Annotated in this window: 18 protein-coding genes; 8 read left to right on the top strand and 10 right to left on the bottom strand. The window is 70.5% G+C overall.

The window, feature by feature from the left end:
- Nucleotides 1-4 precede the first annotated feature (4 nt).
- Nucleotides 5-613 carry a dTDP-4-dehydrorhamnose 3,5-epimerase family protein gene (locus OG371_RS07650; protein ID WP_329066984.1) on the bottom strand — a complete coding sequence of 203 codons (609 nt, stop codon included), beginning with the start codon at nucleotides 611-613 and terminating at the stop codon, nucleotides 5-7.
- Between the two features lie 471 nt (nucleotides 614-1,084).
- On the opposite strand from OG371_RS07650, the gene OG371_RS07645 reads away from it, so the two are divergent.
- Nucleotides 1,085-2,281 carry an NAD(P)-dependent malic enzyme gene (locus tag OG371_RS07645; protein ID WP_329066982.1) on the top strand — a complete coding sequence of 399 codons (1,197 nt, stop codon included), beginning with the start codon at nucleotides 1,085-1,087 and terminating at the stop codon, nucleotides 2,279-2,281.
- A gap of 93 nt (nucleotides 2,282-2,374) precedes the next feature.
- Nucleotides 2,375-3,250 carry an LLM class F420-dependent oxidoreductase gene (locus OG371_RS07640; RefSeq protein WP_329066980.1) on the top strand — a complete coding sequence of 292 codons (876 nt, stop codon included), beginning with the start codon at nucleotides 2,375-2,377 and terminating at the stop codon, nucleotides 3,248-3,250.
- 7 nt (nucleotides 3,251-3,257) lie between these two features.
- On the opposite strand, the gene OG371_RS07635 is transcribed toward OG371_RS07640, so the two are convergent.
- Both OG371_RS07635 and OG371_RS07630 read right to left on the bottom strand, forming a co-directional pair.
- Entirely contained in the window at nucleotides 3,258-4,511 is a 1,254-nt protein-coding gene (locus OG371_RS07635) for an ATP-binding protein (RefSeq protein WP_329066978.1), read from the bottom strand.
- Between the two features lie 164 nt (nucleotides 4,512-4,675).
- The gene (locus OG371_RS07630; RefSeq protein WP_329066975.1) at nucleotides 4,676-6,100 is read right to left on the bottom strand and encodes a bis-aminopropyl spermidine synthase family protein; all 1,425 of its coding nucleotides are present in this window, start codon (nucleotides 6,098-6,100) and stop codon (nucleotides 4,676-4,678) included.
- Nucleotides 6,101-6,195: 95 nt separating this feature from the next.
- On the opposite strand from OG371_RS07630, the gene OG371_RS07625 reads away from it, so the two are divergent.
- The 4 genes from OG371_RS07625 to OG371_RS07610 are packed head-to-tail and all read left to right on the top strand — an operon-like array spanning nucleotide 6,196 to nucleotide 9,576.
- Nucleotides 6,196-7,284 (top strand): ABC transporter ATP-binding protein, encoded by a 1,089-nt coding sequence (locus tag OG371_RS07625; protein WP_329066972.1) that lies wholly within the window; start codon nucleotides 6,196-6,198, stop codon nucleotides 7,282-7,284.
- Nucleotides 7,284-7,979 (top strand): ABC transporter permease, encoded by a 696-nt coding sequence (locus tag OG371_RS07620; RefSeq protein WP_329066970.1) that lies wholly within the window; start codon nucleotides 7,284-7,286, stop codon nucleotides 7,977-7,979. Before OG371_RS07625 ends, OG371_RS07620 begins: the two co-directional genes overlap by 1 nt.
- On the top strand, nucleotides 7,976-8,680 hold the full coding sequence (locus tag OG371_RS07615; RefSeq protein ID WP_091611859.1) for an ABC transporter permease: 705 nt from the start codon (nucleotides 7,976-7,978) through the stop codon (nucleotides 8,678-8,680). The genes OG371_RS07620 and OG371_RS07615 overlap by 4 nt, the downstream gene beginning before the upstream one ends.
- Nucleotides 8,677-9,576: an ABC transporter substrate-binding protein gene (locus OG371_RS07610; RefSeq protein WP_329066965.1), complete on the top strand. Its 900-nt coding sequence runs from the start codon at nucleotides 8,677-8,679 to the stop codon at nucleotides 9,574-9,576. Before OG371_RS07615 ends, OG371_RS07610 begins: the two co-directional genes overlap by 4 nt.
- 49 nt (nucleotides 9,577-9,625) lie before the next feature.
- Here the strand turns inward: OG371_RS07610 and OG371_RS07605 are convergent, their stop codons facing one another.
- A complete protein-coding gene (locus OG371_RS07605; RefSeq protein WP_329066963.1) occupies nucleotides 9,626-10,279 on the bottom strand; it encodes a TetR/AcrR family transcriptional regulator C-terminal domain-containing protein in 654 nt (217 codons plus the stop codon).
- A 68-nt stretch (nucleotides 10,280-10,347) separates the two neighbouring features.
- On the opposite strand from OG371_RS07605, the gene OG371_RS07600 reads away from it, so the two are divergent.
- Nucleotides 10,348-11,835, top strand: a complete 1,488-nt coding sequence (locus OG371_RS07600) for an FAD-dependent monooxygenase (RefSeq protein ID WP_329066961.1) — start codon at nucleotides 10,348-10,350, stop codon at nucleotides 11,833-11,835.
- Here OG371_RS07600 and OG371_RS07595 read toward each other — a convergent pair.
- Both OG371_RS07595 and OG371_RS07590 read right to left on the bottom strand, forming a co-directional pair.
- Nucleotides 11,808-12,335 (bottom strand): GNAT family N-acetyltransferase, encoded by a 528-nt coding sequence (locus tag OG371_RS07595; RefSeq protein WP_329066958.1) that lies wholly within the window; start codon nucleotides 12,333-12,335, stop codon nucleotides 11,808-11,810. The genes OG371_RS07600 and OG371_RS07595 overlap by 28 nt on opposite strands.
- A gap of 148 nt (nucleotides 12,336-12,483) precedes the next feature.
- Nucleotides 12,484-16,206 (bottom strand): multifunctional oxoglutarate decarboxylase/oxoglutarate dehydrogenase thiamine pyrophosphate-binding subunit/dihydrolipoyllysine-residue succinyltransferase subunit, encoded by a 3,723-nt coding sequence (locus tag OG371_RS07590; RefSeq protein ID WP_329066956.1) that lies wholly within the window; start codon nucleotides 16,204-16,206, stop codon nucleotides 12,484-12,486.
- Nucleotides 16,207-16,416: 210 nt separating this feature from the next.
- Between OG371_RS07590 and OG371_RS07585 the strand changes: the two genes are divergently transcribed.
- The gene (locus tag OG371_RS07585) at nucleotides 16,417-16,797 is read left to right on the top strand and encodes a hypothetical protein (RefSeq protein ID WP_329066954.1); all 381 of its coding nucleotides are present in this window, start codon (nucleotides 16,417-16,419) and stop codon (nucleotides 16,795-16,797) included.
- Between the two features lie 75 nt (nucleotides 16,798-16,872).
- On the opposite strand, the gene OG371_RS07580 is transcribed toward OG371_RS07585, so the two are convergent.
- The 4 genes from OG371_RS07580 to OG371_RS07565 form a co-directional block, all read right to left on the bottom strand.
- Nucleotides 16,873-17,481 (bottom strand): DUF4291 domain-containing protein, encoded by a 609-nt coding sequence (locus OG371_RS07580; RefSeq protein WP_329066952.1) that lies wholly within the window; start codon nucleotides 17,479-17,481, stop codon nucleotides 16,873-16,875.
- 128 nt (nucleotides 17,482-17,609) lie between these two features.
- Entirely contained in the window at nucleotides 17,610-21,365 is a 3,756-nt protein-coding gene (locus tag OG371_RS07575) for an ABC transporter ATP-binding protein (RefSeq protein ID WP_442876087.1), read from the bottom strand.
- Between the two features lie 60 nt (nucleotides 21,366-21,425).
- The gene (locus OG371_RS07570) at nucleotides 21,426-22,307 is read right to left on the bottom strand and encodes an ABC transporter permease (RefSeq protein WP_329066950.1); all 882 of its coding nucleotides are present in this window, start codon (nucleotides 22,305-22,307) and stop codon (nucleotides 21,426-21,428) included.
- Nucleotides 22,307-23,344, bottom strand: coding sequence for an ABC transporter ATP-binding protein (locus OG371_RS07565; RefSeq protein WP_329066948.1), 1,038 nt, complete (start codon nucleotides 23,342-23,344; stop codon nucleotides 22,307-22,309). The genes OG371_RS07570 and OG371_RS07565 overlap by 1 nt, the downstream gene beginning before the upstream one ends.
- Nucleotides 23,345-23,522 lie beyond the last annotated feature (178 nt).

The following is a 23,522-nucleotide window of genomic DNA, read 5'->3' as shown; positions in this document are numbered from 1 at the left end:
GTCTTCAGCGGTGGGCGGCGCGCAGCTTCTCGTAGTACGCCGTGCAGTCCCCGTAGGACGGCAGGATGCCTTGCGCCTCGGCTTCCGCCAGCGTCGGGGCGTTACGGTCCTTTTCGGACACAATCGGCGTGGTGCCGGCGGGCCACGGCAGGTCGAGCGCCGGGTCCAGCGGGCTGATCCCGCGCTCGCCCGAGGGGTTGTACGGCTCCGAGCACAGGTAGGCCATCACCGTGTTGTCCTCGAGCGCGACGAAGGCGTGGCCGAGCCCTTCGGCGACGTACACCGCGCGGAAGTCCTTCGCGTCGAGCAGCACGGAGTCCCACTGCCCGTACGTCGGCGAGCCGGTGCGCAGGTCCACGATCACGTCGAGCAGCGAGCCGGCCGGGCAGTAGACGTACTTCGCCTGGCCGGGCGGGGTGTCGGCGAAGTGCACGCCGCGGATGGTGCCCCGCTTCGACACGCTGTGGTTCGTCTGGGCCACGCGCATCGGGTGCCCCGCGGTGGCCAGCACGGCCTCCTCCTGGAACGGGGCCACGAACAGGCCGCGCTCATCCGGAAACGCGCGCGGGGTGTAGGCGTAGGCGTCGAGCACCTTCAGCGGGCGGAATTGCATGGGATCACCATATCGAGTGGTGGTGCCGGCGAATGCCGGGCGGGGTGGGGGCCTGGGAGGGGGCATCGGGAAATCACTGAATCGGTTCCGTTCCGGTTTCGCCGCTTACGAAACCGGACGGACGTCTTGGGAATTGGGGTTTTGCCGGGGAATAACGCCGAATCTGTGACATGAACCGCACCGAGGGGTCACCCGGCCCGGGGCGCCTGTCATAGTTGACGGACCGCAGCGTCCGCGGCCATCGCCACACCCCACGGACTCGGATGGCCGCTGTGACGCCTCGCCGACAGGCCGGCGCTACCGCGCTGGGCTGCCGTACGGAGGACAAGTTCCATGGGTGCCGGGTGTGCCTTCGCCCGCCACCGGTGGTCCCCCGCTCGCAGTCCCAGGAGTATTCCAGTGACCCAGACCCATTCCGCGAGTTCCGTCGTCCCCTCAGGGCGAATGACGGAAACGACGACAGGAACCCCGATGAGCGACCAGGCCGGCCCCGCGTCGTCCGACACCATGCTGCCCGTGACCGACGCCGAGATCTTCACCGGGCACGAGGGCGGCAAGCTCGCCGTGGCGGCCACGCGGCCGATCTCCGACCCGCGTGACCTCTCGATCGCGTACACGCCCGGCGTGGCGAAGGTGAGCCGCGCGATCGCCGAGGACGCGGCCAAGGCCAAGCGGTACACCTGGGCCGACCGGCTGGTCGTGGTCGTCAGCGACGGCACCGCCGTGCTCGGGCTCGGTGACATCGGCGCGAGCGCCTCGCTGCCGGTGATGGAGGGCAAGTCGGTCCTGTTCAAGACCTTCGGCGGTCTCAACTCGATCCCGCTGGTGCTCGACACCACCGACGTCGACGAGATCGTCGAGACGCTGGTGCGGCTGCGCCCCTCGTACGGCGCGGTGAACCTCGAGGACGTCTCGGCGCCGCGCTGCTTCGAGCTGGAGGACAAGCTCAAGGAGGCGCTCGACTGCCCGGTCATGCACGACGACCAGCACGGCACCGCGATCGTCACGCTCGCGGCGCTGCGCGGGGCGAACCTGGTGCTGGACCGCGCCATCTCGAACGAGCGGGTGGTCATCTCGGGTGCGGGCGCGGCGGGTGTGGCCTGCGCCCGGATCCTGCAGGCGGCCGGCGTCGCCGACGTGACGGTGCTCGACTCGCGCGGCATCATCCACTCCGGCCGCGAGGGGCTGAACCCGATCAAGGAGCAGCTGGCGGAGACCACGAACAAGGCCGGTCTGCGCGGCGGCATCGCCGAAGCGCTGCGCGGGGCCGACGTGTTCCTCGGCCTGTCCTGCGCGACCATCGACCCGGAGCTGCTCGCCACCATGGCGGCCGACCCGATCGTCTTCGCACTGTCCAATCCGGACCCGGAGGTGCACCCGGACGACGCCGCGCGGTACGCGGCCATCGTCGCCACCGGGCGCAGCGACTTCCCCAACCAGATCAACAACGTGCTGGCCTTCCCCGGGGTGTTCCGCGGCGCGCTGGACGCCGGCGCGCGGGCGATCACGGAGAACATGAAGCTGGCGGCCGCCGACGCGATCGTGGCGGTCGCGGCGGACGACCTCGGCCCCGACCGGATCGTGCCGAGCCCGCTCGACCCGCGCGTCGCCCCCGAGGTGGCCGCGGCCGTGGCCAAGGCGGCCGAATCGGACGGCGTGACGGCCTGATCGCCTGAACGGGGCCTCCCCTCCGGCGTGCTCGGAGGGGAGGCCCCTTTTCTGGACTTGCGGGTCCATTTTTGCTGCTCCACGCTGGCCGGTATGACCATTGACTTCGGCGCATACGGCATCTGGCAGCCCACGGCGTTGACCACTCCGGCCATGGCCGTGGAGATCGAGGCCCTCGGCTTCACGACCCTGTGGGCCGCGGGCCCGCCGGTCGACCTCGCGGGCATCGACGAACTCCTCGAGGCGACGTCCTCGCTGGTGGTCGGCACCAGCATCCTCAACATCTGGCAGGGCGACCCGGCCGTCGCGGCGGCCGCGTACCAGCGGATCACCCGGCGGTTCCCGGGCCGGTTCTGGCTCGGGCTCGGCGTGGGGCACCCCGAGCAGTCGTCGCAGTTCACCAAGCCGTTGGCTTCGCTGAAGCAGTACCTCGACGGCCTGGACGCGGGCGGCGTGCCCGTCGAGGGGCGCGCGATCGCCGCGCTGGGGCCGAAAATGCTGGAGCTGACGGCTTCCCGCGCGGGCGGCGCCGTGCCGTACCTGGTGACGCCGGAGCACACCCGGATCGCGCGCGCTGCGCTGGGACCCGGCTCGGTGCTGGCGCCGGAGCAGAAGGTCGTGCTGGACACCGACCCGGAGCGGGCGCGTGAGACGGGCCGGCCGCGGATCAAACACCCGTACCTGGGCCTGACGAACTACACGAACAACCTCCGCCGCCTGGGCTTCACCGACGAAGACCTGTCCGGCAACGGCAGCGACCGCCTGATCGACGCCCTCGTCGCCCACGGCGACGCCCCCACGATCGCCCGCCGCCTCGCCGAACACCACACCGCAGGCGCCGACCACGTCGCGATCCAGGTCGTCACCACCCGCCACGCCACCCACCCCGACCTGCCGGACGTCGAACTCCAGGTCTACGACGACGAGGTGTTCGCGGTGTACCAGGAACTGGCCGCGGCGCTGTTCTGAGGCGAGGTCAGGAGACCTGCCACAGCGCGCTGATCGGCACGGCCCGCAGTTTCGGCCCGAACGGCAGGGTTTCCGGTCCGGTGTGGAGCACATATCCGGCGAGGAAGTCTTCGCCGAGCCGGTCTTCGAGGTGACGGAGACCGCGGAAGTCCTTCGCGGTCACCGTCGTCGATGCCTTCACCTCGACGGCGATTACCTGGCCGCGCGCGTTTTCGAGCACCACATCGACTTCCACCTTGTCCTTGGTGCGGTAGTGGTACAGCTCGGCGCGTGTTTCGGACCAGGTCAGCTGCCGGGCCAGCTCCATCGTCACGAATCCTTCGAGCAGCGGGCCGAACTCGCCGCCGGGGCGCAGGAGCGACTGCGGGTCGGCCTGCAGCAGGTTGGCCACGATTCCCGTGTCCACGAAGGCGACTTTGGGGTTGTCGACGGCTCTCGCGTTGATGTTGCGCGACCATGCCGGGATCCGCTTGATCAGGAAGATCTCTTCCAGCAGGCCGAGATAGCGCTGAACGGTGTGATAGGTCAGGCCGACGTCGTTGCCGAGCGAGGACGGCACCAGCAGCCCGGCGTTGCGCCCGGCGATCAGCCTGAGCATCGCGCGAAGCTGGGCGAGACGTTCGATCTCGCCCAGCTGCCGGATGTCCCGGTTGATCAGATCGGTCAGATAGGACTCGAAGAAGCGCGCTCGACGACGGGGATCCGTCCGGCGTGCTGCCTCGGGGAAGCCACCGCGGACAGCGCGCTCCGCGTAGCCGGACCGGGTTATGGCCGAGTGGTGGTGGAGATCGGGGCCGAGTGCGAACGCCGCGTCGACGAACGCGTCGGGCGTGCCGTCGATCTCGCCCTGCGAGAGCGGCCACAGTTCGATGGTCTCGCTGCGGCCCGGCAGGGTGTCCGGCAGGCCGCGCAGGGCGAGTACCTGCGAGGAGCCGGTGAGCAGGAACCTTCCTGGCCGGGGATCGGCGTCGACGGTCGCCTTGATCGCCAGGAACAGCTCCGGCGCGCGCTGGATCTCGTCGATCACCATGAGCTGGTCGAAGTCGACGAAGCCGCTGGGGTCTGTCTGTGCTGCCTCGAGGTCCTGAGGCCGGTCGAGATTCCGCACTTCGACCGAGGAGCGGCCGGCGATCAACCCGGCCAGCGTGCTCTTTCCGGCCTGACGGGCACCGTTGACCAGGATCACCCGAGTGTCGGCCATCGCCGCTGAGACGCTCGCTTCGGCCCGTCTGGCGAGGAGCGGGTTCGAGGGTGTCGTCATTCCGATATTATGCCTGGTCAATGGCCTGTAGTGCAATCTGGCCGCGGGGGTGCCTTCAATCTAGCCACCAGGTTGCCTTCAATCTGGCCGCCGGGGTGCCTTCAATCCAGCCACCAGGTTGCCTTCAATCCGGCCGCTGGGGTCCTTCTATCCGGCCGCCGGTTTCAGGAGCCGAGCAGTTCCGGGAGCCGGTGGCGGGGGACGTCGACCAGGCGGAGGTCGGCCAGGGCGGGCGGGACGGTGAGGGAGACGTTCGCCAGGCGGGCGTGGGCTCGGGAGAGCACCTCGTCCGGGTGGTCGGCCAGGTCGGCGACCACGACGGCGTGGCGGTTGTCCGGGGTGCTGCGCAGGAAGCGCAGGCGGTACTTGGGGCCGATCAGCTCGGACAGCGCCTGCTGCGACACCGCGTCGGCCAAGTCCGGGTGGTTGTTCGGGACCAGCAGGGCCAGCCGGCGGGCGTTGGTGCCCAGCAGGGTGCGCAGCAGCCACGGGCCGGGGTCGGCGGACAGGTCCATGGCGACCGCGTCGCCCTCCGGGCCGGACGTCGACCAGCCGACGGGGCGGGTCTCCAGGGCCAGCCCGCCGGCCGCGGCGATCTCGTGCAGGGCCGACAGTAGCGCGGGCTTCGTCCCGGCCGACTCGACCGACTGCGGGCCGTGCGTGTAGATCGCCGGCTTTCCCTTGCCCGCACGGGATTTCTTGGCCTTCGCCGTCGGCTGGCAGACGTACAGGTCGGCGGCGCTGCCGATGGCCTGCGCGCCGAAGTAGCGGTTGAAGTCCGGCAGGATCGCTTCGAACGTCAGCCCCAGCGTCGCCAGCGAACGCTGCACCTGCGCGCCCAGCGCCGGATGCCGCGGGCTGTAACCGTAGGCGAGCAGGATCCGGCCCTCGCTCGGCTCGCGCAGCGCCTGCACCGCCCGCGCGGCGAACAGGCCCATGCCCTCCGGCGTGTACGGCGGGTCGCTGAACACCAGGTCCGCGCGCCCGGTCAGGGCCGGCGGCAGGCCGACGCGCAGATCGGTGTGCGCGGTGGTGATGGTCCGGTCGCTCGTTTCGTCCAGGTAGGACAGAACCCGCTCGTCCAGGTCCACGACGGACAGATCGGCCTCGGGGCACAGCGCCCGCACGGCGAGCGAGGTCAGGTCGTGATCGCCCAGGAACAGCAGGCGCGAGCGGCGCAGGTCGTAGCGCGCGTTCAGCCACAACGCCCGGCGCAGCACCGTCTCCGGCGTCGCCTGCACGTGGTCCAGCGCGGCCAGCGGCGCGGGCACGGCGGCGATCCGCGCGGTCAGCTCGGCGAGCAGCTCGCCGTGTGCGGCCACGGCTTCGTCCAGCGGGTCCGGCTGGCGGGGCAGCGCATATTTCGCATACGAAGCCAGCGCGGACGGTGCGATCCGGACACCGGCACCGGAACGCTCCAAGTCGTCCGCCATCGCCGCCAGCACGTCCTCCACGCTGCGCCGGGGCGCGGCCGCCAGCCGCACCAGGTCGGCCAGCTCGTGGGGACCGGTGCGCAGCAGGTCGATCACCTGGTACAGCGGGCGGACGCCGACGCCGTGCGCGGCCAGGACGTCGTCGAGAGCTTTCACGGTCGCCGAGCCTAACCGGCCAACCTTCGGGACAGGCTGCCAAGGGCGGTCGAGTGGGCTACCGTCGATCCTGCATCTGACGTGGGGAGAAGTCTGTGACAATCGAATTCCGTGACGTGACCAAACGGTATCCGGATGGCACGGTGGCCGTCGACGGCCTCTCCCTGACGGTCGAGGACGGCACCATCACGGTGTTCGTCGGCCCGTCCGGCTGCGGCAAGACCACGTCCCTGCGGATGATCAACCGCATGGTGGAGCCGACTTCCGGCGCCGTGCTGCTCGACGGCAAGGACGTCGCCGACGGCGATCCCGCGCTGCTGCGGCGCGGCATCGGCTACGTCATCCAGCACGCCGGCCTCTTTCCACACAGGACGGTGCTGGACAACATCGCCACGGTCCCGCTGCTGTCCGGTTGGGACAAGCGCAAGGCCCGGGCCCGCGCGGGCGAGCTGCTGGAGACCGTCGGCCTGCCTGCCGAGCTGGGCAAGCGGTACCCGGCGCAGCTTTCGGGCGGCCAGCAGCAGCGCGTCGGCGTCGCCCGGGCGCTCGCGGCGGACTCGCCGGTGCTGCTGATGGACGAGCCGTTCTCCGCGGTCGACCCGATCGTGCGCGAGGGCCTCCAGGACGAGCTGCTGCGCCTGCAATCGCAGCTGGGCAAGACGATCGTGTTCGTCACCCACGACATCGACGAGGCCGTGCGGCTCGGCGACAAGGTGGCGGTGATGCGCGTCGGCGGCAAGCTCGCGCAGTACGGCACCCCGTCGGACGTGCTGCGGCACCCGGTGGACGATTTCGTCGCCTCGTTCGTCGGCAAGGACCGGGGCTACCGCGGGCTGTCCTTCCTGTCCGCCAACGGGGTCGAGGTCTCCGACGTCACGCTGGTCGAGCTGGGCGGCAAGCTCACCGGGCCGAGCACCGGCTGGCAGCTGGTGGTGAACGCGGAAAAGCAGCCACGCGGCTGGCTGCCACCGAATTCCACTGTGGACGGTGAGCTGACCGAGGACGACCTCGTCGCCGGCGGTTCGCTGTACGTGCAGGGCACGCCCATCCGCGGCGCGCTGGACGCGGCGCTTTCGTCGCCGGCCAGCCTCGGCGTGGTCGTCGACGACGAGCACCGCGTGGTCGGCACGGTGCTGGCGCGCCAGGTGCTGGAAGTAATCGAGGCCACCCCGCAGGCGTCCTGATGGGAGGCTTCTTCGGTGAGCTGGGCCGGTACCTGGCCAGCGCCAACAACCGCGGCGAGATCCTCGGCGACCTGGGCGAGCACATCTACCTCGCGCTGGTGCCGCTGGTGATCGGCATCGTGCTGGCCATCCTGCTCGGCTGGGCCGGGCACCAGTGGCAGCCGGTGCGCAGCGTGCTGCTGGTGCTGTCGAACCTGCTGTACACGATCCCGTCGCTGGCGCTGTTCGTGGTGATCCCGGGCATCATCGGCTCGAAGATCCTGGACAGCATCAACGTCATCGTCGCGCTGACCATCTACACCACGGCGCTGCTGGTGCGCCCGGTGCTCGACGCGCTCGAGGCCGTGCCGCCGCACATCGTCGCCGCGGCCACGGCCATCGGCTACCGCGCGCCGCGCCGGTTCCTCGGCGTCGAGCTGCCGCTTTCGGTGCCGGTGCTGGCGGCCGGGGTGCGGGTGGCTTCGGTGAGCAACATCAGCCTGGTCAGCGTCGGCGCGCTGATCGGCACCGGCGGCCTCGGCGTGCTGTTCACCGACGGCTTCCAGCGGACGTACTTCTCGCCGATCGTGGTGGGCATCGTGCTGACGCTGCTGCTGGCCCTGGTCGTCGACTTCGTGTTGGTACTGCTGAGAAATCTCCTTACCCCCTGGGAACGCGCGGGTAAAGCGCCCGCGGTGGAGGTGGCGGCCGGATGATCGGCGACGTCTTCGGCTGGTTCACCACCGCCGCGAACTGGCAAGGCCCGGACGGCATCGGCGCCCAGCTCCTCGCGCACATCGGCTACGTGCTGCTGGCGCTGGTGATCGCGCTGGTCATCGCGGTCCCGCTGGGCCTGTACGTCGGGCACACCGGCCGCGGCTCGGTCGTGCTCGTCGGCGCGGGCAACGCGATCCGCGCGCTGCCGACGCTGGGCCTGGTGACCTTCCTGTTCCTGCTGTTCACCGACAGCAAGCTGGCGGCCGTGATCGGGCTGGTGGTGCTGGCCATCCCGCCGATCCTGGCCGGCACGTACGCCGGGCTGCTGGCGGCCGAGCACGACGTGGTCGACGCCGCCGAGGGCATCGGCATGACCGGCTGGCAGCAGCTGTGGCAGGTCGAGCTGCCGATCGCGCTGCCGTTGGTGCTGGGCGGGATCCGCAACGCGGTGATGCAGCTGATCGCGACGGCCGCCGTCGCCGCGTACGTCGGTCTCGGCGGTCTCGGCCGGTTCCTGCTCGACGGGCTGGCGATCCTGGACTACACCGAGGTGGTCGCCGGCGCGATCCTCACCGCGTTGCTGGCCATCGTGTTCGACCTCGTCCTCGCCGCGGTCCAGCGGGCGTTGGTCCCGAAGGGGGTCCGGCTCGCCGCGCAGGCGACGTCCGGCCGGGCCGCGGCTGCCGGAGGTGTGGCGTGAAGCGTTTCGGAGTGCTCGCGGCGGCCGTCGCCCTGCTGGCGGCGGGCTGCGGCAACCCGCTGGCCGGCGGCGGTGAGGGCGGCGACAGCGGCAACATCATCATCGGCGCGTCCGACGTCGGGGAAAGCCTTCTGCTGGCCCAGATCTACGCGGGCGCGCTGCGCAACGCGGGCGCGGCGAACGTCACCGTGCGCCCGCCGGTGGGCAGCCGCGAGGTCGTGGTCAAGGCCCTGCAGGACAAATCGCTCTCGGTGGTGCCGGACTACAGCGGGAACCTGTTGCGGTACTTCGACAAGAACACGCAGGCGACCACGTCGGAAGACGTGTACGCGCAGCTGAAGCAGAAGCTGCCCGCCGGGTTCGAGGTGCTGGACCAGGCGCCCGCGCAGGACAAGGACCTGCTCGTGGTGGGCAAGCAGCTGGCCGACTCGGGCGTGAAGACGTTCTCCGAGCTGGGCCCGCGCTGCGGCGAGCTGGTGATGGGCGGGCCGGGCCAGTGGAGCAGCCGCTGGAAGGACCGGATCAAGCAGCTCTACGGGTGCGCGTTCAAGGAGATCCGCACGACCGACACCGGCGGCCCGGTCACGGTGGCCGCGCTGAAGTCGGGGGACGTGCAGGTGGCGGACCTGTTCAGCACCTCGTCCACGATCAAGTCCAACGGCTTCGTCCCGCTGGACGACGACAAGAACATGTTCCCGGCGCAGAACATCGTGCCGCTGGTCGCGAAGGGCACGTTGTCCCCGGGCGAAGTGGCCGCGCTGAACCACGTTTCGGCCGTGCTGACGACCGATCAGCTGACCGAGCTGAACGTCCAGTTCACCGACGAGAAGCGCAATCCGCTCGACATCGCGGACGACTTCCTGGCGCGCAACCACTTGAAGGCGGCGAGCTCGTGAGTGTTGGTGACGGTTAGAACCGTCATCGCCACTCACGAGTCCCTGGTCGTCAGCTGGTGAGGTAACGGGCCTGGAGGCCGGCGACGATGACCTGCAGCCCGTCCTCGAACCCGTCGTCGGTGCGCACGTCGAACAGCTCGCCGGCCGCCTGCGCGGTGAGCGGAAACCGTTGGGCGTCAACGGTTTCCGTCAGTTCGTCGGCGTGGTACGGGTTGTGGTCGGCGTAGTCGGCGCCGATGCGCGCCTGTTCCTCGATGGTGAAGCCGATCGCGTAGTGGTACAGCACCGGGAAGCCGCGCGCCGCGTCACGGGCTGAGAAGCCGCCGTCGACCATGGTGCCCAGGGTCAGCTCGAGGGCCCGGGGCAGCTCGGATTCGGCGAGGTAGGTGCCGGCGAACACCCGGGCGCCGTCGCGGTACTTCAGCATCATCCGGCGGATGGCGCGGACCCGTTCGCTGACCCAGGCCGCCCAGTCCTCGTCCTTGCGCGGGGCTTCCAGCTCGTCGTTCAGCTCGGCGAACATGATGCCCGCCATCGCGTCGAGCAGCTGCTGCTTGTTCTTCAGGTGCCAGTACAGCGCCGCCGCCTGGACGCCGAGCTCCTTGGCGAGCAGCCGCATGGTCAGCCCGTCGAGGCCGACGTCGTTGAGCAGGCCGAGGGCGGTCCTGGCGATCATCTCGCGGTTGAGCTTCGTCGTCACCATGCTTGACACCTTAACATCGTTAGAGTAACCCTTAACAACGTTCATTGAACAACGTTAAGGAGAGTCTGATGGAGTCCACGAGCGTGCTGATCGCCGGCGGCGGCCCGACCGGCCTGATGCTGGCCTGCGAGCTTCGCCTGGCCGGAGTCGACGTGCTGGTCGTCGACCGGCTCGAGCGGCGCGGCGACGAATCCCGCGCCGGGGGCATGCACCCGCGCACCCTCGAAGTGCTGGACCAGCGCGGAATGCTGGCGCCGTTCCAAGCCCAGGGGCGCCCGGTCCAGGCCGGGCACTTTTCCGGCCTGCCGCTGGACTTCAGCCGCTTCGACACGCGTTACCCGTACACGCTGGTGCTGCTCCAGTCGAAGGTCGAGCGGCTGCTCGAAGCGCGCCTGGCCGAGCTGGGCGGGCAGGCGCGGTGGTCGTCCGAGATCACCGGCCTGGACCAGGACGAACACGGCGTCACCGTGCAGATCAACGGCGGGGAGCCGATTCGCGCCGATTGCCTGGTCGGCTGCGACGGTGGCCGCAGCGCGGTGCGCAAGCTCGCCGGCATCGGCTTCGACGGCACCGCGGCGACCATGACCTCCCTGCTCGGCGACGTCGAGCTGACCGAGCCGCCGGCCGGGTCGTTCATCCAGGAACGCGCCGAGCTGGGCAGTTTCTCGGTGCTCGGGTTCGAGCCCGGCTGGTACCGGGTGATCGTCTCCGAGTACGACCGCGTCCTGGATCGGCAGGCCGAGGTCGGTTTCGAAGACGTGCGGTCAGCCATGGTCCGTGTGGCCGGCACCGACTTCGGCATGCACAGCCCGCGCTGGGTCTCCCACTTCGGCGACGCGGCCCGGCTCGCCGACCGGTACCGGAGCGGCCGCGTCCTGCTCGCCGGGGACGCCGCGCACATCCACCTCCCGGCCGGCGGGCAGGGGCTGAACACCGGGGTGCAGGACGCGGTCAACCTCGGCTGGAAGCTCGCCCTCGTGCTCGCCGGCAGCGCGCCGGAAACCCTGCTGGACAGCTACGAAACCGAACGCCGCCCGGTCGCGGACCGGGTCGTGCGCAACACCCGCGCGCAAACGGTGCTCGGCCGGCCGGGCCCGCGCGTGGAGGCCTTGCGCGAGAGCGTCGCCGCGCTGATCGGGACCGAGGCCGGGAACGACGTCATCGGCACCATGCTCTCGGCCCTGGACCTCGAATACCCGATCGGCGACGAGCACCCGCTGCTCGGCGGGCGCGTGCCCGACCTCGACCTGAAAACCGCCGACGGCGCCGTCCGCCTCTACGAACTCCTGCACCGCGGCCGTCCGGTCCTGCTCGACTTCGGCGGCGGTTCCGGCGCCGGCCTCGAAGGCTGGACCGATCGCGTCGACCACGTCGAGGCCATCTGCCCCACCGAGCGCTGGGCGATTCCCGCGGTGGGCGAGATCCCGGCCTCGACGGCGCTCCTGGTCCGCCCCGACGGCTACGTCGCCTGGCTCCCGGAGTCCGCCGTCGAGCTGAGGACTGCGCTGGCCACCTGGTTCGGGCCCGCTCAGAGCCGTTCGAACGCCGGGGAGTAGCGGAACGGGCCGCGGACCGACGGGATGTACGCGGTGAGGGTGCGGGCCTGGAAGTGCGGGGCCCAGTCCGGTTCCGGCGGGGTGATGCCCAGCGTCGAGGCCAGGACGAAACCGAAGCGGGAGTAGTACTTCGGGTCGCCGAGCAGGACAACGGCGGCGAAGCCCAGCGCGTTGGCCGCGCCGAGCGTCGCGTGCACGAGAGCCGAGCCGGCGCCGCTGCGCTGGAACTCCGGGAGCACGCCCAGCGGGCCGAAGCCGACTGCGGCAGCGGTGTCGTCGGCGACGCGGGCCGAGCTGGAGCACGCGTGGCCGATCACCTCGCCGTCGCGCTCGGCGACGAGGGACAGGGCCGGGATCAGGTCGCCGTCGGCGCGCAGTTCGCCGACCAGCCGGGCTTCCGGGATCTCGGCGGTGCCCACGGGGTTGTGGTCGCGGAACGCGGCGGTGTGCACGGCGTGGATCGCCGCGGCGTCGGCCTCGGTGGCCTGGCGGATGAACATGGCCGGAAGTCTGCCTCGCGGCCGCTCTGGAACGGAAACCGTTTTTCGCGGTTACTGTCCTTTGTGGAGCACGGCGAGCAGAAAGCGGAAGGCCACCGCGGGGGATTCCCCACGGTGGCCTTCCGGGCTTGCCTGGCTCAAGCAGTGATCACTCGAACGCCTTCGCGATCAGCGCCTTCTGCTCGACCTCGTGCACCTTCGACGAGCCGGCCGACGGCGCGGCCATCGGGCGGCGCGAGACGACCTGCAGGCCCGAGAGCGCCTCCGGGAACTTCCGCGGCAGGTTCAGGCCGAAGAACGGCCAGGCGCCCTGGTTTTCCGGCTCCTCCTGGACCCACGCGACCTGCGTCGCGTTGGTGTAGCGCTCCAGCGCCGCGAGCAGCTTCTTCTTGGGCAGCGGGTAGTACTGCTCGATCCGGACGATCGCGACGTCGTCCGCCTCGCGCTTGGTGCGCTCGGCGACCAGCTCCCAGTACAGCTTGCCCGAGGTCAGCAGCACCTTGCGGACCTTGGCCGGGTCCGGCGTGACATCGTCGATGACCGACATGAAGCGGCTGGAGCCGGTGAAGTCCGCCACCGACGAGGTCGCGGCCTTGTTGCGCAGCATCGACTTCGGGGTGAAGACGACCAGCGGGCGCTGGATGCCGTCGAGCGCGTGCCGGCGCAGCAGGTGGAAGTAGTTCGCCGGGGTGGACGGCACCGCCACCGTCATCGAGCCCTCCGCGCACAGCGAGAGGAACCGCTCGATGCGGCCGGAGGTGTGGTCCGGGCCCTGGCCCTCGGCGCCGTGCGGCAGCAGCAGCACGACGTCCGAGCGCTGGCCCCACTTGGCCTCGCCGGAGGAGATGTACTCGTCGATCACGGTCTGCGCGCCGTTGACGAAGTCGCCGAACTGCGCCTCCCACATGACCAGCGCCTCGGAGTTCGCCACCGAGTAGCCGTACTCGAAGCCGACGGCCGCGTACTCCGACAGCGCCGAGTCGTAGATCATCACGCGGCCCTGGCCCTCGGCCAGGTGCTGCAGCGGCGAGTACTCCTGGCCGGTCTTGCGGTCGATGTACACCGAGTGCCGCTGGGTGAACGTGCCGCGTCGCGAGTCCTGGCCGGACAGCCGCACCAGGCGGCCCTCCAGTGCCAGGGAGCCGAACGCGAGCAGCTCGCCGAAGGCCCAGTCCGCGTCGCCCTCGCGCGACATCTTGTGGCGCCGCTCCATCACCGGCTTGACGCGCGGGTGCGGGGTGAAGCCCTGGGGGGTGTACAGGAACGCGTCGCCGATCTTCTCCACGACCTCGGTGGACACGGCGGTGGTCACCTTGGCCGGGATCTGCTGCTCGCCCTCGACCGACGGGCTGGCCTTCGCCGGGCGCTTCTCCAGCTCGCGCACCTCATTGAAGACGTGCTCCAGCTGGCTCGAGAAGTCGCGCAGCGCGGCCTCGGCCTCGTCCACGGAGATGTCCCCGCGGCCGATCAGCGACTCGGTGTAGGTCTTCCGCACCGAGCGCTTCGTGTCGATGATGTCGTACATCGCCGGCTGCGTCATCGAAGGGTCGTCGCCCTCGTTGTGGCCGCGGCGGCGGTAGCAGATCAGGTCGATCACGACGTCCTTGTGGAACGCCTGGCGGTACTCCACGGCCAGCTTGGCCACCCAGTGCGCGGCCTCGGGGTCGTCGCCGTTCACGTGGAAGATCGGCGAGCCGATCATCTTCGCGACGTCGGTGGCGTACTGCGACGAGCGGGAGTGCTCGGGCGCGGTGGTGAAGCCGACCTGGTTGTTGACGATCACGTGCACGGTGCCGCCGGTGCGGTAACCGCGCAGCAGCGCCAGGTTCAGCGTCTCCGCGACGACGCCCTGGCCCGCGAAGGCCGCGTCGCCGTGCATCAGCACCGGCAGCACGGTGTAGCCCTCGCCGCCCTTGTCGAGCAGGTCCTGCTTCGCGCGCACGATGCCCTCGAGCACCGGGTCGACGGTCTCCAGGTGCGACGGGTTCGCGGTCAGCGACACCTTCGTCTCACCGTCGCCGAACATGCGGAAGTACTTGCCCTCGGCGCCGAGGTGGTACTTCACGTCGCCGGAGCCGTGCGCCTGGCCCGGGTCGAGGTTGCCCTCGAACTCCTGGAAGATCTGCGAGATCGGCTTGCCGACGATGTTCGCCAGCACGTTCAGCCGGCCGCGGTGCGGCATGCCGATGACGACCTCGTCCAGCTCGTGCTCGGCGGCCTTGTCCAGCAGGGTGTCCAGCAGCGGGATCGCCGTCTCGCCGCCCTCGAGCGAGAACCGCTTCTGGCCGACGTACTTGGTCTGCAGGAAGGTCTCGAACGCCTCGGCGGCGTTGAGCTTCGAGAGCACGTACTTCTGCACCGCGGGGTCCGGCTTCTCGTGCGGGATCTCCACCCGCTCCTGGATCCAGCGCCGCTCCTCGGGGTCGAGGATGTGCGTGTACTCGATGCCGACGGTGCGGCAGTAGGAGTTGCGCAGCACGCCGAGGATGTCGCGCAGCTTCATCCGCTCCTGGCCGGAGAAGCCGCCGACCGGGAACTCGCGCTCGAGGTCCCACAGCGTGAGGCCGTGGCTCAGCACGTCGAGGTCGGCGTGGCTGCGCTGGCGGTAGTTCAGCGGGTCGGTGTCGGCCATCAGGTGCCCGCGCATGCGGAAGGCGTCGATCAGCTCGATCACGCGCGCGGTCTTGTCGACCGGGCCGTCCGGGATGTCGGCGACCCAGCGGATCGGCTCGTACGGCAGGCGCAGCGAGGTGAAGACGTCGTCGTAGAAGCCGTCTTCGCCGAGCAGCAGCTGGTGGATGCGCTTGAGGAACTCGCCCGACTCCGCGCCCTGGATGATGCGGTGGTCGTAGGTCGAGGTCAGCGTCATGATCTTGCTGATGCCGAGGTCGACCAGGGTCTTCTCGCTGGTGCCCTCGAACGCCGCCGGGTACTGCATGGCGCCGACGCCGATGATCGCGCCCTGGCCCGCCTGCAGCCGCGGCACCGAGTGGTTGGTGCCGATGCCGCCCGGGTTGGTCAGCGAGATGGTGGTGCCGGCGAAGTCGTCGGCGGTCAGCTTGTTGTTGCGGGCCTTCTTGACGATGTCCTCGTACGCCTGCCAGAACTGCAGGAACGTCATGTTCTCGGTGCCCTTCACCGAGGCCACGACGAGCGTGCGGGAGTTGTCCTTGCCCTTCATGTCGATGGCGAGCCCGAAGTTCACGTGCTCCGGCGTGATCGAGAACGGCTTGCCGTCGATCAGCTGGTAGTGCCGGTTCATGTTCGGGTAGTCCTTCAGCGCCCGCACCATGGCGTAGCCGATGAGGTGCGTGAAGGAGATCTTGCCGCCGCGCGTGCGCTTGAGGTGGTTGTTGATGACGATGCGGTTGTCCGCCATCAGCTTCGCCGGCACGGCGCGCACGCTGGTCGCGGTGGGCACGGACAGGGAAGCGTCCATGTTCTTCGCGATCGCGGCCGCGGCGCCGCGCAGCTGCTTCGACTCCGGCTCTTCCTTCGTGTCCTTCGCCGCCGGAGCGGCTTCCTTCGCGACGGGCTTGGCGGCCGGCTTCGCGGGAGCGGCGCTCTTCGCCGGCGCGGGTGCCGCCTTCGCCGGGGTGGAGGTCTGCTGCGCGGCCGAAGCCGCGTTCTGGACCGCCTTGGCCGAAGGCGCGCTGACGTGGCCGTTTCCGCTGCCCGCGGGCTGCTGCGTGTCGGCGGTCTGGCGGGCGGTGTCAGCCTTCGCCTGGGCCGTCTGCGTCGGCTTGAAATCCGCGAAGAAGTCGTGCCACGCGGCATCGACTGAGGATGGGTCCGCGAGGAACTGGTCGTACATTTCCTCGACCAGCCACTCATTGGGGCCGAACTGTGACGCAGGGCTGCTGCTGGACACGGCTTGGGCTCGCCTCTATCCGTCTCGATCTTGTCTGTGCTAATGCGCCTACCAGGCTAACCCCCTCCGTGACGGCCGTGTGATGGAACTGCCCTGTGTGAGGCGTGGCGCACTAAGGGATCGATCACTGACTCGATCAAGATCGACGCGTGGCGGGCCGTTCTGGTACTGGGCGGCGGGTGGTTGGCACGGTCTTTTCGGGCATCGTTGATGCCTGATTTGCCGGGCTGCCCGCGGCCGTTCACCCCGCTCGGCTGCACTGACCTGCTCAGACGCGGCCGCGTGCGCCGCGGCGGCCCGACGAGGTGGTGCAGCGCGATGTGGCTGGTGGAGTGTCCGTCGTTCTGGGACCAGGGGCTCATCCGCCCGCTGGTCGTGGAGGGCGGCAAGGTCGTCCTGATGTGCGATTCGTGCGCCGCCGTGTGGCACACCCCGGCGCACATCGAGGAGTTCGAACACGTCGAACCGTGCGAGCCGGACTGGTCCATCGGCGCGGGCGCGCACGTGCGCCCGGGGACGGTCCGCTGGGCGGAACCGGCGGACGTCTCGTCGGCGGGGTGGGGCTCACTGGCTTGGCGGGAACTGCCCTGAAGACCCGTCGCTAGGCTGGCCCTGGCTGAGCTGCTTTGCCCGGGCTCGCCTGGCTGAGGTGTTTGGCGGGCTTGCCTAGCGCGCGTCGACGGCCTTGGCCAGCTCGGTGGAGAGCGGGTAGGGCGGTTCGTCCGGCAGGAGGGCCAGTGCCTCGGGCAGCCGGTCGGCGGCGAGGTGGCCCCGGATCTCGCGCATGACCGGTGTGACGTCGGTGACCGCGGTGATCCACTCGTCCACGTAACGCCCGACGGCCTCGCCGCTCAACCCGATCTGGATCGAACGGTGCGGCAGTGGCCGGTGGTGGACGTCGCGCTCGGGGTCCCACTGGATGCGGACCGGGCTGGTCTGGACCGCTGTCTGCCAGGCCTCGCGGTCCGGGTGGACGTCGGCGTCGTAGTGGCTCAGCGCGGAGTGCGTGAGCGCCCACTCGAAGCCCTCGCGGGTGATGTCCAGCGCCAGCACACACTCCTGGCCGGGTTTGGCCGCCCAGCCGCAGCGGTACCCCATCCACCGGAACGACGGCTTGATCCACGTCATCCGCTCCCGCTTGAACGGCGCCACGAACGTGCCCGCTTTCAGGGCAGGCCCGGCGATCTCCGGCGCGTACGCCTGGTAGACCCGCACGGTCCGGTCATCGTGACGGGCCCGGATCTGATGGGCAGGCGCTCGGTTTTCCTCGAACACAGCGGCAATCCTCGCAGCGCCAGACGGTCGTGGCGAGCGGTTTCGCTTACGGCGGCGGCTCATCCGGCGTTGGCCCGGCTGGCGACGACGGCCCGCATGGGCGTAAACGAGCCGTCGCCGGAAACAGGTCAGCCGAGGGACCACAGCTTTGCGTAGTGGCCGTCGGCAGTGAGGAGCTGGGTGTGGGTGCCCTGTTCGATGATGCGGCCGTGGTCCAGGACGATGATGCGGTCGGCCTTGGCGGCGGTGGCCAGGCGGTGGGCGACGACGAAGGTGGTGCGGCGGCGGGCCAGGTGTTCGGTCGCGCGCAGGACCGCGGCTTCCGTGGACGGGTCCAGGGCGGCGGTGGCCTCGTCCAGGAGCAGGACGTCCGGGTCGACCAGTTCGGCGCGGGCCAGGGCGACCAGCTGGCGCTGGCCGGCCGACAGGGAGCGGCCGCGTTCGCCCACTGGTTGGAGGAAGCCGGCGGGGAGGGCGGCGATGCCGTCGAGGGCGCCGACCGAGCGGACCGCCGCTTCGACCTCCGCGTCGGAGGCTTCGGGGCGGCCGTAGCGGACGTTGTCGGCGACCGTGCCGGAGAACAGGTGCGCCTCCTGCGGCACCACGCCCATCCGGGCGCGCAGGCCGGGCAGGTCGTATTCGCGGATGTCGGTGCCGTCGATCCGCACCACGCCGCCGGTCACGTCGTAGTAGCGCGCCACCAGCTTCACCGCGGTGGACTTGCCCGCGCCGGTCGCGCCGACCAGTGCGACGGTTTCGCCCGGCGCCACGTCCATCGACAGGTGCTCCAGCGCCGGGCGCTCGGCACCGGCGTAGGAGAAGTCGACGTCCTTGAAGCTCACCTCGCCGGTCAGCCGGTCCGGCAGCCGGACCGGGTGGTCCGCCGGGGGCACCGAGGTCGGCGTGCGCAGCAGGTCGCCGATCCGGCTCAGCCCGACCCGCGCCTGCTGGTAGCCGTCGAAGACCGACGAGAGCTGCTGGATCGGGGAGAAGAACTGCTGCAGGTACAGCAGGAAGCCCAGCAGCACCCCGGCTTCCAGTGTCCCGGCCGCCACCCGGTGCGCGCCCGCGACCAGCACCGTGGTGGTCGCCAGGTCCGACATCAGCGAGACCAGCGGGAAGTAGATGGCGATGTAACGCTGGGCCCGCAGCCGCGAGCGCCGGTAAGCGTCGCTGCGTGAGGCGAAGGCCTCGGCCGAACGCTCCTCGCGCGTGTACGCCTGGGCGACGCGCAGGCCGCTCACGTTCTCCTGCAGGTCCGCGTTGACCACGCTGACCTTCTCGCGCGCTTCGCTGTACGCCCGCGAAGCGACCCGCCGGAACACCATGGTCGCGACGAGCAGCAGGGGCAGCATCGCCAGCGCGTACAGCGCCAGCGACACATCGGTGACCAGCAGCGCGACGGTGATGCCCACCAGCGTCAGCGCGCTCACCACGGCGGTGGCGAGCCCGGTCTGCAGGAAGGTGGACAGCGCGTCGACGTCCGTGGTCATCCGCGTCATGATCTTCCCGGACAGCTCGCGCTCGTAGTAGTCGAGCCCGAGCCGCTGCAGGTGGGCGTAGCTGCGCACGCGCAGCGAGTACAGCACCGTCTCGCCGACGCGCGCGGTGAGCCGCGTCTGCCCGCGCACCACGACCCAGTCGGCCGCGACCACCAGCACGCCGATCGCCGACATCAGCCACACCACGCTCTCGACGCCCGGCAGCACGCCGTGGTCGACTCCCCGCTGGTACAGCGCGGGCAGCGCCAGCGACGCCAGCGCGTCGGCCGCCACCAGCGCGATCACGGCGACCAGCGGCCAGCGCACCGGCCGCAGCAGCCGGCCGAGGCGGAACCCGGGGTCCGCCGCCGTGACGTCCACTTCGGACAGTCGCGGCCGGTCCGTGGCCGGCGGCAGCTTGCGGACGCCCTCCAGCAGCTCCGGCGTCGGCGGCACGTCCGGCCCGTCGCCGGCGAACCCGGAGCCGCCGCCCGGCTGCCCGCCGCGCTGCGCCGCGGCCTCGGCGAGCGCGTCGACCTCGTCCTGGTTCTCGTCGCGCGGCCACAACGCGGGCGTGACGCCGGTTTCGTCGCGGTCCAGGTTCTTGTGGCGCAACGGCTGCTCGGCGTTGTCGTCCGGCCCGGACACCAGCTCGCGGAACAGCGGGCAGCGCGCCTGCAGCTCCGCCTCCGTGCCGACGTCGACGACCCGGCCCCGGTCGAGCACCGCGATCCGGTCGGCCAGCTGGAGCGTGGAACGGCGGTGCGCGACCAGCAACGTGGTGCGCGTGGCCGTGACCGACCGCAGCGTGTCGTGGATGGCGGCCTCGGTGACGGTGTCGATCGCCGACGTCGCGTCGTCCAGGATCAGCACCCGCGGGTCGGTCATCAGCGCCCGGGCCAGGCCGAGGCGCTGGCGCTGGCCGCCGGACAGGGTCAGGCCGCGCTCGCCGACCTCGGTGTCGTAACCGTCCGGCAGCGCGCGGATGAACTCGTCGGCCTCCGCCGCACGCGCCGCGGCGAAGACCTCTTCGTCGCTCGCGTCCGGGCGGCCGTACGCGATGTTGTCGCGCACCGACGTGGAGAACAGGAACGCTTCCTCGAACACCACGCCGATCGACTGCCGCAGCTGTTTCAGCGCCACATCGCGTACGTCGGTGCCGCCCAGGCGGATCGAGCCGGAGTGCGCGTCGTAAAAACGGGGCAGCAGCAGGGAAATCGTGGACTTGCCGGAGCCCGCCGTGCCCACCAGCGCCAGCGTCTCGCCCGGCCGCGCGGTGAGCGACAGGCCGTCGAGCACCGGCTCGCTGCGGGTGTAGCCGAAGCGGACGTCTTCCAGCTCGATGCCGAGCGCGCCTTCGGGCAGCGGTAACGGTTCCGCGCGCTCGGTGACGTCCGGCTGTGCGTCGATCAGCTCGTACACCCGCTCGGCGCCCGCGCGGGTCAGCTGCGCCTGCACCACGAGCCCGGACAGCATTCGGGCCGGCCCGATCAGCGCGGCGAGGTAGGTGGCGAAGGCGAGGAACGTGCCGAGGCTGATCTCGCCCTTCAGCGCGAGGATGCCGCCGACCGCGAGCACCGCGACCTGCCCGGCCGCGGGCAGCGCCGAAGTGGTGGCCGTGGGCAGCGCGGACAGCCGGGCCGCGCGCAGCCGCTCGGCGAACAGCTTGCGCGCCGTGCGCTCGAGCCGCGAGACCTCACGTGCCTCCTGACCGAAGCCCTTCACCACGCGCACGCCGGTGACGGTCTCCTCCACCCGCTGCGCCACGTCGGCCGCGCGCTGCTGCGCCGACCAGGTGGCCGGGAAGAGCCGTTTCCGGCTCAGTGCCACCACAATCCCGACGGCGGGCGCGACCACCAGCGCGATCAGCGTGAGCACCGGCGACATCCACAGCATCGCGCCGAGCGCGAGCACCGCGAAGATCACCGACCCGGCCGAGAGCGGCACCTGCATCAGCAGCCCGGTGACCAGCTGCAGGTCGGAGATCGCGCGTGAGACCACCTGGCCGGTGCGCAGCGCGTCCTGCTTGCCGCCGTCGAGCCGCGAGAGCGCCTTGAACACGCGGTTGCGCAGGTCGTGCTGCACGTCCAGGGCCAGCCGGCCGCCGACGTACCGGCGCAGGAACGCCGAGCCGAACGCGACCGCCTGCAACGCCACCAGCGCCACCGCGATGCCGGCGATCTGCGCGGTCTGGCCGGCCACCGCGTCGTCCACCGCCGAGCGCACGAGCAACGGGCTCGCCGCCTGGACCCCGACGCTGAGGATCGCCGCCGCCATGGCCAGCACGACCACCCCGCGGTGCTGCCAGCAGGCCGCGGACAGCCGCCGCACCCAGCCTTCGGGGCGGGGTTCGGTCTCAGCAGTCGGACGGGCTTGACGCGGACGCGTCGGGGTGGTGGTCACGTAACAAACCTAGGGAGGGGGACCGACAATTTATTCCCGGCGGCCCCCGCCCGCGTCCGCTCAGGTGATGTCGCGGCGCTGGTTCCCGGCCCAGCCGAACGCGAAGAACACCATGGTCCAGCCGAAGAAAATGAGCGCCGAGGCCCACCAGGAGAACACTCCGGGCGCGCCCGCCGCGAGTTGCAGGCCGAGCTGCGACCAGCGGTCCACCCCGCCCGGCAGGTTCAGCGTGTTGATGCCGAACGCGTCGGCCGCGATCCCGCCGACGATGCCGTTCGCGGTGCCGTTGGGCAGGATCCCGCCGAGCACCGAGGTGAGGTTCCAGGTGGCGATCACCAGCACGTTCTCGATGATCAGGAACCACACGAGCAGCAGCACCACGGCGAGCGTGACGTTGCGCAGCACCGCGCCGAAGCCGATCCCGAACAAAGTGACCAGGATCGACGCGAGCACCGTGCCGCCCAGCGCCGCGAGCCACTGCGGCCCGGTCGGCAGCCGCTCCGAGTCGACGCTCGCGAGCGTCGCCAGTGCCGCGACGCCGAAGCTGACCAGGCCGTAGAGCGCCCCCCACACGATGTAGGTGAGCATCTTCGCGGTCAGCGCGGAGATCCGGTTCGGGGCGGTGAGGAACGTCGTGGTGATCGTCTTGCTGCGGTACTCGCCCGCCAGCGCGAAGATCCCGAACAACGCCGGCACGAGCTGCGCGATGTTCACCCCGTGCGCGATCGCCAGCAGGCCGACCGGGAACGCGTCCGGGTTCAGCCCGAGCGGCCGCGCGAGGTCGCGCGCGGTGTCCGAGCCGATGAAGCCGACGAAGTCGTTGGTGATCTTGCCCCAGACGAAAGTGAGGCCGAACGAAACGGCCACGAGCGGGATCAGCAGCACCCACCAGGTGTTGAGCGAGAGCGTCTTGCGGAACTCCGCCTTGATCAGGTTTCCCATCACCGGCCACCGTTCCAGTTCTGCGGCGGGTAGTGCTGTTGTGGTTGCTGGGGTTGTGGTGGCTGTTGCGGCGGCGGGCCCCAGCCCGGCGGCGGCTGTTGCTGTTGCTGTTGAGGCTGCTGCGGGTAACCGCCGTACTGGGGCTGGGTGAGCTGGAAGAACAGCCGCTCCAGATCAGCCGTCTCCTCCTGCATGCCGTACACGGCGATGCCGCTCTTGGCCGCGAGGTCGCCGATCTGCTGCACCGACGCGCCCGCCACCGCCACCCGGCCGTCCGGCGTCGGCGAAACCTGCGTGAACCCGTTCTCCTGCAACGTTTTCACCAGCGCGCCCGGATCCGCGGGCTGCACCAGCACCCGCGACTGCCGGCTCGCGCGCAGCTGCTCGAGCGAACCGTAATAACGCGTCATGCCCTGGCTGATGATCACCACCTGGTCGATGGTCTGCTCGACCTCGTTCAGCAGGTGGCTCGACACGAGCACGGTGCGCCGCTCACGGGCGTACGCGCGCAGGAAGTTGCGCAGCCAAAGGATTCCCTCGGGGTCGAGGCCGTTCGTCGGCTCGTCGAGCACCAGCACCTGCGGGTCCCCGAGCAATGCCGTGGCCAGCGCCAGCCGCTGCCGCATGCCGAGCGAGAACCCGCCCGCCTTGCGCCCCGCCACCGGGGCCAGCCCGACGATCCCGAGCACCTCGTCCGCCCGCCGGTCCGGCACGCCGATGGCCGCGGCGTACACCCGCAGATGGTCACGCGCCGTGCGGCTCGGATGGAAACCCTCGTTCTCCAGCACCGACCCGACCACCCGCGCCGGCGTGCCCAGCTGATCGTGCGGGCGGCCGTTGATCGTCGCCGAGCCCGTCGTCGGGGTCACCAAGCCGAGCAGCATGCGCAACGTCGTGGTCTTGCCCGCGCCGTTCGGCCCGAGAAACCCCGTCACCGAACCCGGCTCCACCACAAAACTCAGGTTCTGCACCGCGACCACGCTGCCGAACTGCTTGCCGAGGTTCTGCACCACTATCCGGCCGCTGCCGTCGTGCATCGCGCCCCCTGCCTAGATCCGCCTGACACCGACCGCGGCCATCCTGCCGCACAGATGAGCGCCATGCGGGCTGAATGGGACAGCCCGCCGGACGCGACCTTCGTCACGCCGGACGCGCCACAAGCCGCCCGGGCGAAAGCCCCTGACGACGGCTTTAACGATTCCGAGTGGCCCGGCT

Origin of the sequence: Amycolatopsis sp. NBC_01480, assembly GCF_036227205.1 — a bacterium.
Lineage (GTDB): Bacteria > Actinomycetota > Actinomycetes > Mycobacteriales > Pseudonocardiaceae > Amycolatopsis.
This window is presented reverse-complemented; position numbering and strand designations above follow the sequence as displayed.

Bases quoted from the DNA above. Each gene is read 5' to 3' on its own strand.
- OG371_RS07570 (WP_329066950.1), bottom strand. From the start codon at position 22,307: ATGGGAAACCTGATCAAGGCGGAGTTCCGCAAGACGCTCTCGCTCAAC.
- OG371_RS07645 (WP_329066982.1), top strand. From the start codon at position 1,085: ATGAGCGACCAGGCCGGCCCCGCGTCGTCCGACACCATGCTGCCCGTG.
- OG371_RS07650 (WP_329066984.1), bottom strand. From the start codon at position 613: ATGCAATTCCGCCCGCTGAAGGTGCTCGACGCCTACGCCTACACCCCG.
- OG371_RS07615 (WP_091611859.1), top strand. From the start codon at position 7,976: ATGATCGGCGACGTCTTCGGCTGGTTCACCACCGCCGCGAACTGGCAA.
- OG371_RS07635 (WP_329066978.1), bottom strand. From the start codon at position 4,511: ATGACGACACCCTCGAACCCGCTCCTCGCCAGACGGGCCGAAGCGAGC.
- OG371_RS07640 (WP_329066980.1), top strand. From the start codon at position 2,375: ATGACCATTGACTTCGGCGCATACGGCATCTGGCAGCCCACGGCGTTG.
- OG371_RS07595 (WP_329066958.1), bottom strand. From the start codon at position 12,335: ATGTTCATCCGCCAGGCCACCGAGGCCGACGCCGCGGCGATCCACGCC.
- OG371_RS07620 (WP_329066970.1), top strand. From the start codon at position 7,284: ATGGGAGGCTTCTTCGGTGAGCTGGGCCGGTACCTGGCCAGCGCCAAC.
- OG371_RS07600 (WP_329066961.1), top strand. From the start codon at position 10,348: ATGGAGTCCACGAGCGTGCTGATCGCCGGCGGCGGCCCGACCGGCCTG.
- OG371_RS07585 (WP_329066954.1), top strand. From the start codon at position 16,417: ATGCCTGATTTGCCGGGCTGCCCGCGGCCGTTCACCCCGCTCGGCTGC.
- OG371_RS07565 (WP_329066948.1), bottom strand. From the start codon at position 23,344: ATGCACGACGGCAGCGGCCGGATAGTGGTGCAGAACCTCGGCAAGCAG.
- OG371_RS07605 (WP_329066963.1), bottom strand. From the start codon at position 10,279: ATGGTGACGACGAAGCTCAACCGCGAGATGATCGCCAGGACCGCCCTC.